Source organism: Anabaenopsis elenkinii CCIBt3563, assembly GCF_015245355.1.
Classification (GTDB): domain Bacteria; phylum Cyanobacteriota; class Cyanobacteriia; order Cyanobacteriales; family Nostocaceae; genus Anabaenopsis; species Anabaenopsis elenkinii.
Window position 1 is genome coordinate 3700549 of record NZ_CP063311.1, and the last position, 15230, is coordinate 3715778.

12 protein-coding genes and 1 pseudogene are annotated in these 15230 nt (G+C 42.1%); 6 read left to right on the forward strand and 7 right to left on the reverse strand.

Annotated features, from left to right (window positions below; genetic code table 11):
- The first annotated feature begins 17 nt into the window (after nt 1–17).
- Nucleotides 18–194 carry a hypothetical protein gene (locus IM676_RS16165; protein ID WP_225880388.1) on the forward strand — a complete coding sequence of 59 codons (177 nt, stop codon included), beginning with the start codon at nt 18–20 and terminating at the stop codon, nt 192–194.
- 47 nt (nt 195–241) lie between these two features.
- On the opposite strand, the gene murI is transcribed toward IM676_RS16165, so the two are convergent.
- The 4 genes and pseudogenes from murI to IM676_RS16185 all read right to left on the reverse strand — a co-directional run bounded on the left by murI (nt 242) and on the right by IM676_RS16185 (nt 5435).
- Nucleotides 242–1114 (reverse strand): glutamate racemase, encoded by an 873-nt coding sequence (gene murI, locus IM676_RS16170; protein WP_200987830.1) that lies wholly within the window; start codon nt 1112–1114, stop codon nt 242–244.
- A 177-nt stretch (nt 1115–1291) separates the two neighbouring features.
- Nucleotides 1292–3247, reverse strand: a complete 1956-nt coding sequence (locus tag IM676_RS16175; RefSeq protein WP_200987831.1) for an N-acetylmuramoyl-L-alanine amidase — start codon at nt 3245–3247, stop codon at nt 1292–1294.
- Between the two features lie 716 nt (nt 3248–3963).
- Nucleotides 3964–4757 (reverse strand): annotated as a pseudogene (locus IM676_RS16180) (cation:proton antiporter); the annotation flags it as partial.
- 264 nt (nt 4758–5021) lie between these two features.
- A complete protein-coding gene (locus IM676_RS16185; RefSeq protein WP_200987832.1) occupies nt 5022–5435 on the reverse strand; it encodes an EVE domain-containing protein in 414 nt (137 codons plus the stop codon).
- A gap of 223 nt (nt 5436–5658) precedes the next feature.
- Between IM676_RS16185 and IM676_RS16190 the strand changes: the two genes are divergently transcribed.
- Entirely contained in the window at nt 5659–6405 is a 747-nt protein-coding gene (locus IM676_RS16190; RefSeq protein WP_200987833.1) for an SIMPL domain-containing protein, read from the forward strand.
- Between the two features lie 48 nt (nt 6406–6453).
- On the opposite strand, the gene IM676_RS16195 is transcribed toward IM676_RS16190, so the two are convergent.
- Nucleotides 6454–6816 (reverse strand): single-stranded DNA-binding protein, encoded by a 363-nt coding sequence (locus IM676_RS16195; RefSeq protein WP_200987834.1) that lies wholly within the window; start codon nt 6814–6816, stop codon nt 6454–6456.
- 325 nt (nt 6817–7141) lie between these two features.
- Between IM676_RS16195 and IM676_RS16200 the strand changes: the two genes are divergently transcribed.
- The 4 genes from IM676_RS16200 (at nt 7142) to ribD (ending at nt 11148) form a co-directional block, all read left to right on the forward strand.
- On the forward strand, nt 7142–8149 hold the full coding sequence (locus IM676_RS16200; RefSeq protein ID WP_200987835.1) for a rod shape-determining protein: 1008 nt from the start codon (nt 7142–7144) through the stop codon (nt 8147–8149).
- Nucleotides 8150–8207: 58 nt separating this feature from the next.
- Nucleotides 8208–8969, forward strand: coding sequence for a rod shape-determining protein MreC (gene mreC / locus IM676_RS16205; RefSeq protein WP_200987836.1), 762 nt, complete (start codon nt 8208–8210; stop codon nt 8967–8969).
- Nucleotides 8970–9078: 109 nt separating this feature from the next.
- The gene (gene mreD / locus IM676_RS16210; RefSeq protein ID WP_200987837.1) at nt 9079–9711 is read left to right on the forward strand and encodes a rod shape-determining protein MreD; all 633 of its coding nucleotides are present in this window, start codon (nt 9079–9081) and stop codon (nt 9709–9711) included.
- Nucleotides 9712–9891: 180 nt separating this feature from the next.
- Nucleotides 9892–11148 (forward strand): bifunctional diaminohydroxyphosphoribosylaminopyrimidine deaminase/5-amino-6-(5-phosphoribosylamino)uracil reductase RibD, encoded by a 1257-nt coding sequence (gene ribD, locus IM676_RS16215; RefSeq protein ID WP_200987838.1) that lies wholly within the window; start codon nt 9892–9894, stop codon nt 11146–11148.
- Nucleotides 11149–11204: 56 nt separating this feature from the next.
- Here the strand turns inward: ribD and IM676_RS16220 are convergent, their stop codons facing one another.
- Together IM676_RS16220 and dpdE are read right to left on the reverse strand one after the other, a co-directional pair.
- A complete protein-coding gene (locus IM676_RS16220) occupies nt 11205–11420 on the reverse strand; it encodes a hypothetical protein (RefSeq protein WP_200987839.1) in 216 nt (71 codons plus the stop codon).
- A 382-nt stretch (nt 11421–11802) separates the two neighbouring features.
- Nucleotides 11803–15105, reverse strand: coding sequence for a protein DpdE (dpdE, locus tag IM676_RS16225; RefSeq protein WP_200987840.1), 3303 nt, complete (start codon nt 15103–15105; stop codon nt 11803–11805).
- Nucleotides 15106–15230 lie beyond the last annotated feature (125 nt).

The window sequence follows — 15230 nt, forward strand, 5'->3', positions numbered from 1 at the left end:
TTTACGGGAAGATGCCTATGTTGACTTTTATTTTAGCTGCGGGATATTTGTTTACAGTTTACTTATTATTAGCTCTAGCCAAGAGAAGTGGTAAACAATCTGCTCCTAGGGATTTACTTATCACTAACTCAGAAAAAGACAAACAAGATGTGTCAATAACTCATCAGGTGACTGAGGTTGTCAATAGTCAATAAACTAGCTTGACCAGGGATGGTTATAAAGTCAAAATAATCATCAATTCTCAATGACTGGTAAAGTTGGAAACTGATGTGTCATTGAAATCAGCCACCTCAACAGTTGGAGTATAGCCTAGCCACGGGATACTCGATTGAGCGAATTGCTGTGGACAACCACTGACCCAGAAGCGAGTAGCTACTGGGGGGTATGTATTGCTTAATCCTAATAGTTCTAAATCTTGACTACAAGCAGCGACAACGTGAACAGCTGGGTCTACTAGTTTGACTTGAGAGGGGAGGATTGATCGCAGTACAGGTGCAAGATGGGGATAATGGGTACAACCGTAAATTAATGTATCAATTTCTTCCTGGATTAACGGCTGTAAATATGACCGTGCCACTTCAGTAGTATAGGGGTCATGAATGCGATTTTGTTCAATGAGTGGCACGAACTCAGGGCAACTAACTTGCCAGACTTGGACATTGGCATTAATTTCTAAAATAGCATGGCGATAGGCATTACTTTTGGCTGTGGCTGGGGTAGCAATTACACCAATACGCTTTCCTTGCTGCACTGCTGCCTTAGCTCCTGGTAGGATAACTCCCAGAATAGGCATACTAAACTCCCTACGTACTATTTCCAATGCGAGGGCAGAACTAGTATTACAAGCCATAATCACCATTTTTACACGTTGGTGTTGCATCCAGTTGAGGATTTGGCGCACATACCTTAAAATTTCAGCTTGTGAACGAATGCCATAAGGTAAGTGAGCGGTATCTCCAAAATAAATGATAGATTCCTGGGGAAGATGCCGATAAAGTTGTTGCAGGACTGTCAGCCCACCCACACCACTGTCAAAAACGCCGATGGGGGCTCGTTGAGGTTCTTGCTCGCCAAAATGGTCAGGATTATTTTTAAAGATAGAAGATGAATACACAGGTAGATATTAATTTTGGTTTGGGGTTATAAAATAAAAAATGTAGCAGAAAATTTGTAATTCGTAATGGCTTCCAACTATAACTAGGTAAAACAAGCTCTCAGCCATTACTGTAGATAAGGTGGGATATTTCAATGCAACAAGAAGCCCCATCCGCCACGGGGTGGGGTAATTCGCCTATCTTCGTTGTAGATATTGGAGAATACCACGAGCGATCGCATCGGCCATTTGATTTTGGTAAGCTGTGCTTCTGAGTCTAGCAGCATCCTCTGCACCTGTGACAAAACCCACCTCTACTAGAACCGAGGGCATAGTGTTTCTTCTGAGGACATAAAATCTGGCTCGCCGCACCTGTCTATCTCTGATCGTGACATTTTGCAGAACACTGTTATGAATCGAGCGAGCAAGACTCTGACCATTGTCGTAATAATATGTTTCTAAGCCATTGACATCTGGACGACTCATACTGATGGCATTGGCATGGATACTGACAAATAAATCAGCATTAGTTCGCGCTGCTAAATTCACTCGTTCTTGTAGGCTAACAAAATAGTCAGAATCACGAGTTAATACAACTTGGATGCCATTTTGCTGCAAAATCGCTGCTATTCTTTTGCTAATAGGTAAAACTATATCGCTTTCGCGCAGCCCGCCAATACCAATTGCGCCCGGGTCTCTACCACCGTGTCCGGGGTCTATCATCACGACAGCTCTAGTTTTCCGTGCTGGACTTGGAACAGGCTGGGGTGTGGGTTGGGGCACAGAAGTTGCCGTGGGTAGTTGCCCTTGGGTTGGTAGTCCTAGGGGAGGTAAGGCCACTGGGGGAGAAACCACTGTACCCCGACGAGAACCTTGTAATTGTAGAGCCAAAAGCTGGTTGCTGACTTGATTAATTTCCCCAATTTGTACTCCCGCTGCCGGTTGTACCAAGATCACCACTGTATTGTCTTGAGGTTGTAGGCGTACCCGGAGGATGGGACTATTAGGACTAAAATTTGGACCAGTGACGTTTTCAGCTAACTGAGCATTGGGAATAGTGATTCGGAACAAACCAGAGGATCTATCCCACCCACTAGTGGCATTGACCGCTTTATCTGATCTAATCAGTAACTGCGTATCATTATTACCTAGTTCTATAGCCTGAATTATTGCTGGTGCTCCTGCGGTTACGCTGGGATTTATATGATCGGCGACTGGTCTGTTGGCTGTTACCAGGGTTCCTGTCTGATGACTGCTGCTAGGCTCAGTCCTAGTATTACGGGAATTATGGGAATTATTATTACCTGGTAATCCCACAACACGAGAGGGCAAAAGAACTAAACCATTGGTGCTACTATTCATTGAGCGCCAATCTGGGCTATCTTTGTCTACCCGCAAGGTCATGCGGACACTGGGGGGTTGGCCGTTTAAGGGAGCTAATTCAATCCGACTAATACCATGTCTATTAACTTCCTGACTTCGCTGTGTCAGACTCGCTGATAAACTTGCGTCGGCGATATCCATAACAATCGTATTGCGATCGCGGCTCCGATTGATTTTCACTTCAGGAGCGCCGCCGTTGGTTCGCAAAAACAACCCATCCCCTGTTACTAATAAGTTCTCAATTTGAATCTTTCCGGATATGGTGCTGGCAATTTGCTTTCCTAGGGACTCCGCTGGCGGTGATAAGAACTCCGGTTTGGTATCATCAGAGTCAATAGTGACCACAGTATAGGTACTTCTGGCAGAAGATTCTGTTACCTCTGGTGTTGGGGTTGGCAATTGTACCTGCCAGCGATTGCCACCAACGTTTTCAAATTTCACCTGCTGTGGGTCTAGGGTGTACCCAGGACTGAGTTCAACAACTAGGCGCGTTGTTTGTGGATCGAACTGTGCCACCCGGATAACACGAATAGCACCACCTATTTCTTGTGTGGACTGTGGTCGTCCGAAGGTCGTTCCGGGCAAATCAATGACCAGACGAGTAGGATTGAATATCAGCTGTGCTTGGGGTTGAACAGGGCTGTTCGTATGAATATCGAGACGATTTTGATTGGCATCAAAACGCCAAGACTCCAGTTTTGCTGCTACAGCCGGCGACGATAGTAAGACGATAGTTCCTACTGTACTGGGTAGTAACCAGTGTAATTTCACAATCCTTTCTCCTGATTCGCATTTACGGGAGCCATCAATATCTGAACATATTGGCTAATCGTCACACTGTTACAACCTAATCTTTATCTTTGTTACTGCTGTGACTTTTGTGCTGGTATAAAGACACAATTAATGGCTGAGATTCCTAATATCACCTCTAACTTTGCCATCCTATTAGGATATAGTATTCACGCGTGCAAATTATTTTAGATGCAACGAGATTACCACCACAATTAACCATAGTTTTTTTTGTCAATGCTTAGTTGTTAATACTTGATTTAGCCTTTTGATTGTGACTTTGGTCATGGCTGACAATTTTCATCGATTCCTAAAACCAACTATTAATTAGTTTTAGAGAAATTACCTGGAATCTTTCTATACTGCTTTTCAAAGCATCACCAATCCTGTTCATACCTCCTTCAAATCATCAATTTAATTGTTGTCAGCAAACTGAAAATCCTTACTAATACTTGATAATAACAAGTATCTGAATTAACATTTAAATCGTTGGAATATACGCAAAATATAGCATTTTGAATGCTGGTAGTAGTCAGACAAAAACTATAATTTACAGTCTCCAAAGACGAGTATTTGGGGATTATGTTTCCTGTGGTTGAGGACTAGTTAGCTAGTAATGGGGATTTCATATGAGAAACACTTTTTCCCAAACCCTAAACTCCAGTCTTTATGTCATCAGGGGTACCAGAAGCCCCTGGTTAGGTTTTTGATGAATTGTCCCCAGATTCTGGGTTGCTTTCCTGATTGTTAACATCTTTGATAGTAGACATGAGGGATTGAGGTTTTTCGACAATCACCGGTGTTCCAGTAACATTGTCCAAAATCAGTTGGTCTGGATCTGCTACCAAGTTATCTGTTTGTGGAAACACGAACCGTAAAAGTGGGGGGCTAAAAAGGTAGTAAGGATCACCATCATGATAATTGCAGCCCCCAGTGATTTAGAAAGAACACCGCTAGCAGCACCGACACCAGCAAAGACTAACCCGACTTCACCCCGAGGAATCATTCCTACACCAATTGCTAAACGATTTATTTGGGGTTGACCAAACACGCTGAAACCTGTAATTACTTTACCGATAATGGCGACTGTGATCAGGAAAATCGCCATAATTAAACCTTCTCGATTGCTAGGGATAGCTGGGTTTAAGACCCCTAAGTCGGTTTTTGCTCCCACAGTCACAAAGAAAATTGGCACTAGAATATCGGCAATAGGTATAACTTGCTTTTGCAATTCTTTGCGTTTATCAGTTTCCTCTAAGACTAAACCCGCAGCAAAAGCCCCCAGAATTGCTTCTAAATGGATGACCGAGGCCAAGTATGCCATGGCAAAGGCGAAGATAAATGCTGGTATGACCAGTTCACCAGGTGTTTTAAGTTGATCAGCGATCGCCACAAATGTTTGATTGAAAATATTACCTAGCACGACGGCGCCGAGCAGAAAACCACTGGCGCTGATAATTAAATAGATCACCTGGCTCACATCTACCGAACCTCCTAAAAGTTCACCTAAGACAGGCGGTAAACTTAATCGGTTGGATAACTCCCCACCCACTTTACTGGCTAGATAAATTACCACTAAACTCAAGAGTACTGCGCCTATCACCATTGAACTGTCTGCTGTTTGTGTGGTAGTAGCCACTAGGGGACAATATACGTTGATTGCATCTAAAAACTGCATTATGTTGTGCAAAAATCCTTCTCTTTAGTTTTACTACTTTATGGCAATTAACATAAATGGAAAATATCTGCTAATCAATTATTCTGTGGCTGTAGTTAATGACATCAGGCTTTGCCAGTAAAATTCGGATACTGGGATCACTGAAAGTCTAGGAAGTCGCAGCAAGTCAAAATTCTGGAATTGTGCATCTTGCTTGATCTGGTGCAGTTGCAGGGGTACAGAGATTTTTTTCAGTGCCTTGACATCTACAACTACCCGTTTGGGATCTTTTAATGTGGGATCAGCATAAGGCTGACTGACCACCTCTGCTATACCGACAATTTTTCGTTCTTTGCCCGTATGGTAAATTAAGGCTAAGTCGCCAATCACCATATTCCGTATATGTTTGAGTGCCAGGGAATTGTTAACTCCATCCCAAACTGTACTACCATCCTGCTCTAAATTACAGTAGGAGTATTTTTCTGGTTCAGTTTTCAGCAGCCAGTATGCCATCCAATAGTCTCCGAAATTTTTAATTATTTTTTTTCAGTTTCAAAAAATGTAACCGCTCCTAATTTTGACTATGAGAACGTCAAAGTCAGAACATATAAAAACTGCCGAGTTGATCATAGTTCAAAGATGAAATGTTGAATTAGGAGTTGGCACTTCACTGTTAACTAGTATATTGGTTTTCTTCCCAGCATCTGTATAGTCTACTCATAGGAGTGCGAATTTTATGTATGGAGCCGGTTTATCTGCTTCTTTGTTTCCGGGTGCCAACTGTGGTAAAACACTAGTATTAGTTTTAGTAAGTTGTATAATTTCTATTCAGCCTGGCTTGGCTCAAGACCGGCAGAGGTTTTTGCGAACTCTGACAGTCAGCGGTCGAGGTGTGGAAACAATTCCTACTACTTTGTCACAAGTCAGTATGTCTGTAGAGGTTCAGAGTAAAACGGCACAGTTAGCACAGCAAGAAGCGGCTCACAGAGCATCGGTTGTGCTCGCTTTGCTCAAAAGCCGAAATGTGGAAAAATTACAAACTAGCGGTATCCGGCTCAATCCAGTTTATAGTTACACCGATAATGTACAACGAATTACTGGATATGTTGCTAATAATACTGTGAGGTTTCAGATGGCGACAGAGCAAGTCGGTAAGCTGTTAGATGAAGCTGTAAAAGTGGGTGCAACGCAAATTAATAGTGTCAGTTTTATTGCTAGTGACCAGGCGATCGCCTCAGCTCAAAAAGAAGCACTCAGACAAGCCACCCAAGATGCTCAAGAACAGGCTAATGCTGTTTTGAGTACCCTAGGTTTACAGTCGCAGGAAGTTGTAAGCATTCAAATTAATAGTGCAACTGCGCCGCCGCCTCCTATGTTGGAGCGGGATCAGGTTCTCAAGTTAGCTAATATAGATTCTTCCACCCCTGTAATTGGTGGTGAACAGCAGGTAGAAGCATCAGTGACACTGCAAATCAGTTACTAGTTGAGCAGGGGAAATAGGTGGGTATCTTTACCTATTCCCCATCTCAAGTTAGAACTCTTCTCGAGGCATATCCACCATACCGCTTTCTGTATCCCGCTTAGAACCTAACAACTCTAATTGGTCTACTCTAATAATTGGCATAGAACGGTTGGCTCCTGTTTGGCGATCGCTCCATGTGTCAAACTTTAGGGAACCTTTGACTCCAATTAAGCTGCCTTTACGGACATAATTCCCCGCCACCTCTGCTGTTTTTCCCCATAGTTCCAAATTGAACCAGTCAGGTTCGTCGCTGTTACGGGTTCTGCGACCCACTGCTAATGTTAATTTACACTTAACCGTACCGGACTCGAAATATTTAATATCTGGATTGCTACCTACACGACCAACAAGGGTGACAACGTTAATGCTCATGAGTCTGACCTTTGGCTACAAAATTACCGATATATTTTGAGTTTGATCATAGCCAATTTTGATGTCATGAGAAATTTGTCAAAAAAATTACCAAGATGCTATATAAAGTGAGTAGCACAAATTCACCAACCTAGAGAAACTTCATGTGTAGATACTTAATCCCTAAATGGTATTAGTGACGCATGAATGAAAGTATCTTGTTTGGTAGACTCCAGGTGAAAAAAATAATAGAATCTATCATTAACAGTTTTTAGCTAATCACTATCGCAAAGAAGGGGCATAGAAACGCGTGGGGCTTTTTAAGAAATTTCGATCATCGTGGGGTATGGGTATCGACCTTGGTACAGCGAATACCCTAGTTTATGTATCAAATAAAGGTATTGTACTTCAAGAACCTTCAGTAGTTGCCCTGAATCAAAATGAAAAGGTAGCACGTGCAGTGGGAGAGGAAGCGAAAAAAATGATCGGACGTACACCCGAAAATATGATTGCAATTCGCCCTTTGCGTGATGGTGTAATTGCTGATTTTGATATGGCGGAGCTGATGTTAAAACACTTTATCCAGCGGGTCAATCAGGGACATTCTCTGATTTCCCCTCGAATTATAATTGGTGTACCTAGTGGTATTACAGGGGTAGAAAGAAGAGCTGTAATGGATGCTGCTACAGAAGCTGGGGCTAGAGATGTTTATTTAATAGATGAACCAATGGCAGCCGCAATAGGAGCTGGGTTACCCGTTACGGAAGCAACAGGTAATATGATTATTGATATTGGTGGAGGCACAACAGAAGTTGCAGTACTGAGTCTCCAGGGGACTGTAATTAGTGAATCAGTGCGAATCGCTGGTGATGAACTCACTGAGTGCATCATAACATACCTAAAAAAAGTTCATAATTTGGTCATAGGAGAAAGCACTGCTGAAGAGATCAAAATTCGCATTGGTTCAGCCTATCCCACTAATGATAATAATGAGGCCATGATGGAAGTTCGTGGCTTACATTTGCTTTCTGGTTTACCCAGAACTGTCACCGTTAAAGGGGTAGAAGTTCGTGAATGTATGTTGGAGCCACTAGCAGTAATTATAGAAGCTGTGAAGCGAACCCTGGAACGCACCCCGCCAGAATTAGCCTCAGACATTATTGACAGAGGAATTATGTTAGCTGGTGGTGGTGCTTTGCTTAAAGGTATAGATACCCTAATCAGCAATGAAACAGGAATTGCTACCCACATTGCCCCTGATCCTCTTTGTTGCGTCGTACTGGGAACAGGTCGGGTGTTAGAAAACTTTAAACAGCTAGAACGCGTCCTCAATGTAAATACGAAGCAGATATAGTCACAAATATTCAGATATTTAGGTTATGGTTGGCATGAATTCATAATTTTAGGTATATATGGTTACTTTGCATAGAGGGTGGAATACTAAACTGCTACAACTCGGTTTACTAAGTGTAGTAGTGAGTAGTGCTTGGATGTTGAGACAGACTCAGGGTCATTTGCTGTTAGAAATGTATCAACTTTTTAGCAGTCCATTGCAAATTTTACAGACGAAACCGACCCCAGAAAAACGTAATGATGTCCGCTTGTTGGAGTTAGAAACGCGTATAGCTGATTTAGAAAATCAAAATGAACAACTACAAAATTTATTAGGTTATATTGAGAGGTCTCCATTCAAATCACCACCAATTCCGGCGCGGGTAGTGGGACGTAGTGCTGACAATTGGTGGCAACAAGTGATCCTAAATCGCGGCTCCAATGCAGGTATTAAAGAAGGCTTTATTGTCAAAACTTATGGTGGCTTGGTGGGTTTAGTAGAGACTGTAACTCCTAATACTAGTCGTGTATTGTTAATTAGTGATCTGAAAAGTCAAGTCGGTGTCAAAATTAACCGTACTTCATCTCAAGGGATTTTGCGGGGAGATTCTTCTGCGGAAGCTGTGCTGGAGTTTTATGAAAAAGTGCCAAATGTTCAGGTAGGTGATTTAGTATCTACATCTCCCTATAGTCAGAAATTTCCGGCTGGTGTGCCAGTAGGACGAGTTAAGTCTATAGATTTGCAGCAATCTGTAGCATCAGTGGCAAAAGTTGAGATATTTACGCCGATACCTTCATTAGATTGGGTAGCGGTATATCCGTTCGTACAGCTTAACGATTAAGTATTTAGTTTAACTCCCACAAAATATATGCTACGTGCTAGACTTGAGCATCCGATAGCTGAAAAACCCAGAATAAAAACTAAAAATTGAGTTGGATTTACTTAAAAAAATGCCTTCATTTAGCGGTAGTAAGCATAACAAGCCAAGAGGGCTACAACGAAAGTTAAAAATTTTATATAAGCCTCTTGCCCACTGGCATCCGGTTACACGTCAACTGCTAAATTGGGTAGTAACGGCTGGGTCTGTGCTGTTTTGTCTGCTGATGTTACCAACGCGGTCTGTAGGTATGGAATTATTGGGTATTGGGCCTGATTGGCTGTTAATTTGGGTGGTTTCTTGGAGTGTCAAGCGATCATTCTGGCAAGGAGTGTTAGCTGGGATAGTGCTGGGACTACTGCAAGATGCTATGACCTCACCTCACCCTACCCATGCCATTACTCTGGGTTTTGTGGGGGGGTTGACTAGTTTGTTGCAAAAGCCGCGTTTTATCCAAGAAGATTTTATTTCTATTGCTTTAATTGTCTTTGTGATGGCAGTTGTAGCAGTAACTATCTTTGGAATACAGTTAACCTGGATGAACAATGGTGATGGTGGGGAGAGCCTACGCAAGATCGAATATATTTGGGCATATCATAAACGTGTAGCTCTAGCTTCTGCCATTCTCAGTAGTCTGTGGGCACCTGTAGTTTATTATCCGTTAAACCTTTGGTGGCAGAAGATGAAGTTGTTAGAGCAGGGATAAAAATTCGGAATCGGACGGTGTCCAATTGAGAATTTGGGTAAGCGCTGGCAATTTTCATTCAAGCTAGAGTTGAGTAAGATACCACATAGTAAATAACCAACATGGATATCAGATATTACTGTTTAAGTATCACGGTAACAACAGCTAGCGTGCATAATATTGAAATTACCGCCCAAAATTATGGATAATTCGCGTGAAACCTACCCTATTGTATCTCTACCCCATAATCATCAGGAGAATGGGCTGATATTGCCAACTGAGAAGTCAGCCGAGGCGCGATCGCCAGTTGAATTGAATTCACCAGAGAAAGCCAGAATAGGCAGTGACTTTGACCGGGCTATGATGCAAAGGTGTTTGGCATTGGCTCGCCGTGCTTTGGGACGCACTTCACCTAATCCGCTGGTGGGGGCAGTTGTTGTTAAAAATGGCAATATTGTTGGGGAAGGATTTCATCCCGGTGCTGGTCAGCCCCATGCAGAAGTTTTTGCCTTGAACGCGGCGGGTTTTGGCACGGAATCAACTCAAGAGAATCAAGCTTGTGGTGCCACAGTTTACGTTAATCTCGAACCTTGTAATCATTACGGACGTACTCCCCCCTGTTCGGAAGCCTTAATCGCAGCTGGTGTGGCTAAAGTAGTTGTGGGTATAGTTGACCCCAATCCTTTGGTTGGGGGAGGAGGTATTGCGCGTTTACGTGCTGCTGGTGTACAGGTGGTTGTGGGGGTAGAAGCCGAAGCCTGTTATCAGATCAATGAAGCTTTTATCCATCGTATTTTATATAAACAACCTTTAGGGATTTTGAAATATGCCATGACTTTAGATGGTAAAATTGCTACTAGCTCTGGTCACAGTGCTTGGGTGACAAACCAAGATGCCCGTAGTCAAGTTCATCAACTACGGGCATCTTGTGATGCGATAATTGTTGGTGGTAATACAGTCAGAAAAGATAATCCTTACTTAACCAGTCATCAGGTAGCAGCCCATAATCCCCTGCGGGTGGTGATGAGTCGTCAACTCAACTTGCCTCAAGATGCCCACTTGTGGGATACTGCCGAGGCTCAGACTTTGGTGTTGACAGAGATGGGAAGCTCACCTGACTTCCAAGATTTCTTACGCCAAAAGGGGGTTGAGGTTGTAGAGTTGGCATCCCTGACCCCACACTGTGTTATGAAGCATTTATACGACCGCGGTTTTTGTAGCGTGTTATGGGAGTGTGGCGGTACTTTGGCGGCCAGTGCCATCGCTGAAGGTGCAGTACAAAAAATTCTGGCTTTTATTGCTCCTAAAATCATTGGTGGTAGTCATGCGCCTACACCTGTAGGTGACTTAGGTTTGATGATGATGAACGCAGCTGTGAATTTAGAAAGGGTTAGTTGGCGGGTCGTCGGGTCTGACTGCCTAGTTGAAGGTTATTTACCTCAAAAAACTCATAGTTAACATTTCACAGTCAATAGTTAGGACTATTGGCTGTACCTTTATTACACTATAGAAATTTAATACTGACGCTCATAAGCAATATCACGTATGAGGTTCAGCCGTGATTCGATGTAATCAGTGAGGCAATCAGCTTCTTGGGGATCTAATAACGCTTGCTTTGTAGTTTGTTTTACCAGCCATTGCACCAAGCTAGTATCGTCCATCTGCAATAAGATCCTGGTTTGAGAATTTTCCACAACAGACCAAAGCTGACGCAGAATTTTAGGAGTCATTAAGACCTCAAGTTTTATCGTGAGCTTAGCTTTCCTTAGATTACACAATTTAGCCGCCAGATTACGGCTCAATATACAACCTGAGACAAGTATTATTAAAAACTTAATAGAAGGATTTATAACTTTATTGCTGAATTGAAAGATTTAACAAAAAGTTACCGAAAGAGCATTTTTAGTATGCTATTGATGACGAATAGCTATTGTCTCGAGTTTCTGGCGATAATTTGAGTAGATATGACTAAAGTTAGTTAGTTAATTGAATTCATTATTTAACCCCGGTGGTCAACCGGGGTGTTAAAGTCAGGAATGTTTAACCAGGACTACCAAAACTATAGCATTTCCCACTTATTTTACCTGGTGAATTCTAGAAGATTGGGGATATTTATCCAGGATTTCGCCCCGATACGATGATAAAACCGACAGAATCAAGTCGAATCTTAGGCTGATGAATTCCCTCTAAAATAGCCGGAGTCAAAGCCTTTTCTATTTGTAATTCTTCGACCAGTGCTGAATCTTGATTTTGGCGATTTAGACGCAGCTGTAATTCCTCTAGTTTTTTATTTAATTTCTCCTTGGCGATTTGAGCATATTGTTGGTGCAATGTCATAAATTTATGATGCTGGAGCAGTAATTCTAGAGAATGATTACGCGCTCTATAGCAAAAGTCGCTCCACTGCTCAGGCTTGACAAAAGCATCAATCACTCCTAGGCGTTCTTTTGCCAAATTATAATCTCGAGATTGCTCATTCTTTCTATATTTATAAGGTCGTTGCAAGATATTTAAGAGTGATTGATCTTCAACCATACTGATGGAATGATTGCGACAATCAATAAAGATAGTTTCTAACACTGGGGGAAACACAGCATCAACACGCCGTTTCAAAGTCTCGTATGGGTAATTATCGAGTTTCTTGCTTGCTACAACCTGTTTGACAGCTTCTAAATTTGCTTCTAACACGTAATTACATCGGAAACCAAACCATTCCTTACCTGCTGCAGCATCCCAAGATTCATCGGTGCGCCATAGAGCAAAAGCTTTACCTCTATCATCCCAGTTGATATAGCTGATGAGTGCTTCTATTACTCCTTCGCCAATCCGAAATAGTTTAATACCTGAATTTTGGTTGGCTACCCGGCGATTATAAGTACCAAATTGTTCTGTATTATGATTAGCAAAGTAAGTTTTCAGCTCATCTAGAGAAACCAGGGTACGAGTTGTTGGTTGATAACGCTTAATTTCTGCGGAATTGGGATTATTAACTGACTTGAATCCTAATGCATCACATATCCAGCCTTCAATTGCTTGTTTAATGTCTACGTGATTAGCATCGTAATCATCGAGCTGTTGAAAGTATTGGCTAGTATTTTCATCGAGAATGTCAATTTCATCAAGAGCAGTTTGCTGGCTAATTTTGAAGCTTTCGGCGGTGATTTGTTGCTGAATCTGGTCAATCATCGCTAATAATCCGGCAGCACTTGATTTAAACAAAGCTGTTTCTAAGTCTGGGAGTTTCTCATCTACATAAAATTGTAGACTGGCGATTGATTGACCAAAAATGCCAAACCCATTTTTTAGAAGTTGATACCAAGCATTGTGTTGACTCTCTTCCAGGTATGGGCCAATCAATGCACAAGATTGAACTCCAACTTTGCTGCCAATGCGGTCAAATCTGCCAATTCTTTGCTCTAATTGATTAGGTGACCAAGGTAGGTCAAAGTGAATGAAGCAGTCGGCAAATTGGAGGTTGATTCCTTCCTCCCCAGAGCGATCGCACACTAAAATAAAACAGTTGGGGTTATTCTGGAATCTAGTTAAATTTTCAGCAACTTTTTCTCGTGTTTCACCAAATTGATAGCTGACGACTGTTTCGGTACCAAAGCTATGAATTAAACCTTGAACAATTTGTCGGCAAGATTGTACAAAACTTGTAAAAACAACAATTTTGGGTAAAACATCCCCAGGCATGGGTCGGCGAATTCTATGCTGTATCCTGGTGATTAATTCTGCTTTATTTCTGCGAATACTGCTGGGGATTTTGAAGTATGTAGCTAGCTGATTGAGTAGCACCGTGTTTAAATTTTCTGTGCGTTCTCCCTCATCTACAGGTTGACGCAGAATTTTTAAACAGGATTGCAAAATTTCTTCTTCGCCTGGGAATTGAGGGGTTGTAGTTAAGATGCGAAGATCATTTTCAGGGAATTCCGGGATGATTTGAGATGGGGTTTTACCCGTTAGACGTGCAGTAACTACTTGTTCTAAAATCCCTAACCAAGTACCAGAAGCTAGGAATAACAATAGAAAGATTCGTTGATATTGCTGCTCTTGAGGGGCGAGAGTACGCCATTTTTCCATGAGCTGGTGAAGATCAAGGGATCTCTCATCTAAATCATATTCTGCTTTTGGTGTCACATCCCGATCAAATATGACATCTTCCACCGCAGCGCGACGATTACGAAGGATACGACGATGTAGCCGATAAGTTTGGCTAAGGTGGGTACGAATAGCTCGGATAATTTCATCTTTCTGAGCAGGTTTAGCTTTTAAGCAATTTTCTAAATTGTTTAAAAGGTTGATAACATACTCATCATCAGGTAACAGATTTCGTAGTTCCTCGAGGTGAGTTTTGAGAACATCGACATTTGCAACTTCTGTCAAGTTGAGGATAACTCTACCAATTTCCTGACAATTTTGCACTCGGGCGCGAAACCCTGGCAAATCATTGAGTTTATAGGTAGTTGGGTCAAGCAGGTGCAGCATGGCGAGAAAATTCTGCTCGTGGTGAAGCACAGGAGTAGCAGATAATAACAGTAGGCGATCGCTTTTATGAGCCAGATTTTTACAAGACTCAAAACGCTGACGCACTGCTACATCCCTAGAAGTGGCCATAGCTGCAATATGGTGGGCTTCATCGATAATTAAGCAGCCGATATTGGCTTTCTGGTTGATTCTATGGATATCTTCAACCGGTAGCACCACCACCCGTTTACCAAAATGAGAGATGTAAAATTTATTTTCTAACTCACTTTGCCATTGTGGGAGCAAATATTGGGGAACCAGGACGACCGCACCTTTTTTTGGTTCATCCAGAAGGAATTGACGGAGAATGACACCAGCTTCGATTGTTTTTCCTAGTCCCACCTCATCTGCGAGTAAATAGCGTTGAATTGGGTCTTCCAGTACCCGGCGAACAACTTCGACTTGGTGGGGATAAAGTTCAATGTTGGCTGAAATCAGGCCTCTCATTCCATGGCTAACAGCCCGTTGCTGAATCAGAGATTTAACAAAAGTTAATCTTCTGTCATGAAAGTAGGGTGTTTCATGCCCTTTCATTGCCAGAGTTTCAATAGGGTCTGTAATGGGGATATTACAACGGACATAAATTTCTTGTTCCGTGGCAATTGTAGTTTTCTTGTCAGGTAAATCAATTTGATACATTTGTGTATCTTCATCCCAGTTACAAATTCGGCCAATTAACCATGTATCTTGGGTTGGTGAACTAATGTAACATCGAGTTTGAGGCTGAAGCCTAACTTGAGATAAGGAATCTAAAGGTAAAGTTTTTTGGAGGCGCTGACCTCCGGAACAGAAATACTCAACCATTACATTAGGTTGAGATATCTCAGTTACTTTTCCTACTCCCAAATAGTTTTGTTGTGACTGCACCAATGAACCAACATCAATCATAGTTACCGTTATCTGAAGATCCTAAGAAGCAATAGCAGCTCTCCAGACTAGCTTGATCAGCTAAATCTGGCAACGCCAGAAAATTTTCTCTGTGATTTGTAGCTAGAAAGCCTTGTGCAACTGAT

What these genes read in the sequence shown, in the direction of transcription:
- IM676_RS16165 (WP_225880388.1), top strand. Translation starts at nt 18, where the DNA reads ATGTTGACTTTTATTTTAGCTGCGGGATATTTGTTTACAGTTTACTTA.
- IM676_RS16185 (WP_200987832.1), bottom strand. Translation starts at nt 5,435, where the DNA reads ATGGCATACTGGCTGCTGAAAACTGAACCAGAAAAATACTCCTACTGT.
- IM676_RS16190 (WP_200987833.1), top strand. Translation starts at nt 5,659, where the DNA reads ATGTATGGAGCCGGTTTATCTGCTTCTTTGTTTCCGGGTGCCAACTGT.
- IM676_RS16195 (WP_200987834.1), bottom strand. Translation starts at nt 6,816, where the DNA reads ATGAGCATTAACGTTGTCACCCTTGTTGGTCGTGTAGGTAGCAATCCA.
- IM676_RS16200 (WP_200987835.1), top strand. Translation starts at nt 7,142, where the DNA reads ATGGGTATCGACCTTGGTACAGCGAATACCCTAGTTTATGTATCAAAT.
- mreC (WP_200987836.1), top strand. Translation starts at nt 8,208, where the DNA reads ATGGTTACTTTGCATAGAGGGTGGAATACTAAACTGCTACAACTCGGT.
- mreD (WP_200987837.1), top strand. Translation starts at nt 9,079, where the DNA reads ATGCCTTCATTTAGCGGTAGTAAGCATAACAAGCCAAGAGGGCTACAA.
- ribD (WP_200987838.1), top strand. Translation starts at nt 9,892, where the DNA reads ATGGATAATTCGCGTGAAACCTACCCTATTGTATCTCTACCCCATAAT.
- IM676_RS16220 (WP_200987839.1), bottom strand. Translation starts at nt 11,420, where the DNA reads ATGACTCCTAAAATTCTGCGTCAGCTTTGGTCTGTTGTGGAAAATTCT.
- dpdE (WP_200987840.1), bottom strand. Translation starts at nt 15,105, where the DNA reads ATGATTGATGTTGGTTCATTGGTGCAGTCACAACAAAACTATTTGGGA.